Here is a 3,261-nt window from a genome sequence, read left to right as displayed (position 1 = left end):
CCTTTATGGCAACAAACTTAAGAAAATATACCGCGAGAGGATAAAATCCTCTCGCCTCCCACGAAAAAATGCACAAAAAAGGAAATTGCCTACGCAATTTCCTTTTTTGTGCGACCGAGACAAAACTTTTGTCCCAGCCTCATTTTTGTTCTGAATTATAAGAAAATATTGTGTAAATGATACTTTTACATTGCAATTTACCATGATTATCGTATAAATTTAAAGTATATTAATTTCAGGAGGTGAATTCTTTACAATACGTATATTTTTTAGGGAGTATTGTAAAGGACATATTTGGACGTCGAGATAGCCATAAAACTTGTGTTATTCATTTTATTAATCGCATTTACTGCGTTCTTCGTAGCTACGGAGTTTGCCATTGTAAAGGTGAGATCTACAAGGATTGATCAGCTAGTAAGTGAAGGAAATGCGAAAGCAATCCGAGCAAAGAAAGTAATTTCTCATTTAGATGAGTATTTATCTGCTTGTCAATTAGGTATTACAATCACTGCTTTAGGATTAGGTTGGGTAGGGGAATCAACAATTGAGGCTCTATTACACCCGATTTTTGAAATATTCGGTATTGATGGCAAAGCTGCCTCAATTCTGTCATTCATCATCGCATTCTCTGCTGTAACATTTTTACACGTAGTTGTAGGTGAACTTGCACCGAAAACTCTTGCAATCCAAAAGGCTGAGTTTGTAACATTACATTTCTCAGGCGCTTTAATTCTATTCTACAAAATCATGTATTTACCAATTAAGATTCTAAACGGTTCAGCACGTTTGTTAACTCGTTTATTCGGTCTTAAATCAATGTCTGAAAATGAAGAAGTTCATAGTGAAGAAGAATTGAGAATGATTATGTCGGATAGTTTAAAAGGTGGAGAAATCAATACTTCAGAATATCAATACATGAACCGAATTTTCGAATTTGATGATCGTATTGCAAAGGAAGTAATGGTTCCACGTACTGAAATCTGTAGTTTCGACAGAACGGTTACTGTAAAAGAGATTTTTGAAGAAATGAATGTTGAGCAATATACTCGTTATCCAATTTATGATGGTGATAAGGATCATATTATCGGAATCGTAAATATGAAGAAAATTTTGACCGAAATCATTCGTAGTGATGACGCGAAAAAGCATGATGTCGAGCAGTATGTTCAACCTGTAATTCAAGTGATTGAAACAATTCCAATTAGTGACTTATTAATTAAGTTCCAAAAAGAACGTATTCATATGGCTATTTTGTTGGATGAATATGGTGGTACATCAGGATTAGTAACAATTGAAGATATCATTGAGGAAATTGTTGGTGAAATTCGTGATGAATTTGACGCTGATGAGTTACCAGAACACCATAAATTAGGCGAAGGCCACTACAATATTAGTGGTAAATTACTATTAGATGAACTTTCAGACTTAATTCCGATTAATTTTGAGGACGAAGACGTGGACACTGTAGGTGGTTGGTTCATGGCGAATCACGATGATGTTCAAGTCGGTTCGAAGTTTGAGTATGAGGGCTATCGTTTTACAGCGACAGAAGTCAATAATCATCAAATTGTACGCTTAGACATTTTGAAAACGAAGGAAACAAAAACTGAATTAGAAGAGGAGCAGGGGGAATAATTTCCTCCTGTTTTTTTTGTTTTGTTTCACAAAATAAAGCATGTTTAGAATTTCTGAAGTAAAATCTTGCAATTATGTATTTGAAAAAGGTGAAAAAACACAGGTTCATCAATTCCAATCTACTTAAATAGTTGGACTACAAGTAAAAGAAAGGTGAGCTGTGTACGAGAGTATAAAATATTTTGTGTAAATGAAAAATTTCAATAAAAAAGGAAGACCTTTTCTTGGTAGAATTAAGTCACCACAACCAATCCTAGAAAAGAGGTCTTCCCTATGAATCAGTTTACAACAGAAATTGTCGATGCACTAGTGAAAAAACAAGATATTACCGAGGTTTTTCGTTCGCACTTGGAAATGGCAATCAATTCGCTACTGGCGACAGAACTAACCGAATTTCTTGATTATGAAAAATATGATCGTATCGGCTTTAATTCAGGCAACTCACGCAATGGGTCTTATTCGCGTACACTTCACACGGAGTACGGTGATTTAGCGATTCAAATCCCTCGTGATCGTAATGGCGAGTTCAAACAACAGACAGTGGCTCCGTATAAGCGCTCAAACGATACGTTAGAAGATACCGTGATTCACCTATTTAAAAAAGGGATTACGATGTCTGAAATCGCGCAATTAATCGAGAAAATGTACGGGCATCATTATACGCCACAAACGATTTCAAACATGACAAAAGCTGTATCAGAAACGGTTGAAGCGTTTAATAAACGTTCGCTGCACAATCGCTATGTATGCGTGTATTTAGATGCAACGTATATTGCCGTGCGTCGTGATACGGTGTCAAAGGAAGCCGTCTATATCGCTGTTGGTATTCGCGAAGACGGCTCTAAAGAAGTGCTCGCTTATACGATTGCCCCAACGGAGTCTGCTTACAACTGGAAAGAGCTACTAGAAGAGCTGAAAGACCGTGGTGTAGAAGACGTCTTATTATTCGTATCAGACGGCTTAAAAGGCATGGCTGACGCTGTTATTAGTGTCTTTCCAAAGGCCAAATATCAAGTATGTTTAGTTCATGTCGGTCGCAATATCATGCATAAAGTGCGCGTAGAGGATCGCAAGGAAGTCTGCGAAGATTTTAAAACGATTCACCAGGCCAAGGACGCCGAAGCAGCTGCGCTAGCACTTGGGCAGTTCTGCGAGAAATGGAGCAAATCGTATAAAAAAGTTACACAGAGCTTACTTGATAATCCGTATTTACTCACGTTTTATCAGTTTCCAAAAGCAATTTGGCGAAGCATCTACTCGACAAATCTAATTGAATCTTTTAATAAACAAATCAAAAAATATACGAAGCGTAAGGAACAGTTTCCGAACGAAGAATCACTGGAACGCTTTTTAGTGGCACAGTTCGAAGACTACAATCAACGTTTCGCCACACGTTGTCACATCGGTTTTAATCAGGCCCGTGCCAAACTAGAAGAGATGTTCGAGCAACTGCACGAACCGACAAACTAACCGGGACGAGCCAGCGCGAAATTTGGATATCTAGGAAAGGGCTAGCCCTTTCCTAGATATCCAAATCAAAGCTTCGAACAAGTCTATTTGAATACAAAAGTGGCCATCTACCTTGAAAGGTTGAAAAGTCATTTACACAAAAATATTGACAGTCCC

General features: G+C 37.5%; 2 protein-coding genes. Both read left to right on the top strand.

Annotation, left to right across the window (positions count from 1 at the left end):
• Positions 1-294: 294 nt before the first annotated feature.
• Positions 295-1,635 (top strand): hemolysin family protein, encoded by a 1,341-nt coding sequence (locus VIG73_RS08735; protein ID WP_331641052.1) that lies wholly within the window; start codon positions 295-297, stop codon positions 1,633-1,635.
• A gap of 273 nt (positions 1,636-1,908) precedes the next feature.
• Positions 1,909-3,105: an IS256 family transposase gene (locus VIG73_RS08730; protein WP_126342219.1), complete on the top strand. Its 1,197-nt coding sequence runs from the start codon at positions 1,909-1,911 to the stop codon at positions 3,103-3,105.
• Positions 3,106-3,261 lie beyond the last annotated feature (156 nt).

The sequence above is a fragment of the Cerasibacillus sp. genome (assembly GCF_036516575.1).
In the GTDB taxonomy this organism is placed as follows: Bacteria; Bacillota; Bacilli; order Bacillales; family Amphibacillaceae; genus Cerasibacillus.
This window is presented reverse-complemented; position numbering and strand designations above follow the sequence as displayed.

Excerpts from the sequence above, each read along its gene's own strand:
- VIG73_RS08730 (WP_126342219.1), top strand. The coding sequence starts at position 1,909 with ATGAATCAGTTTACAACAGAAATTGTCGATGCACTAGTGAAAAAACAA.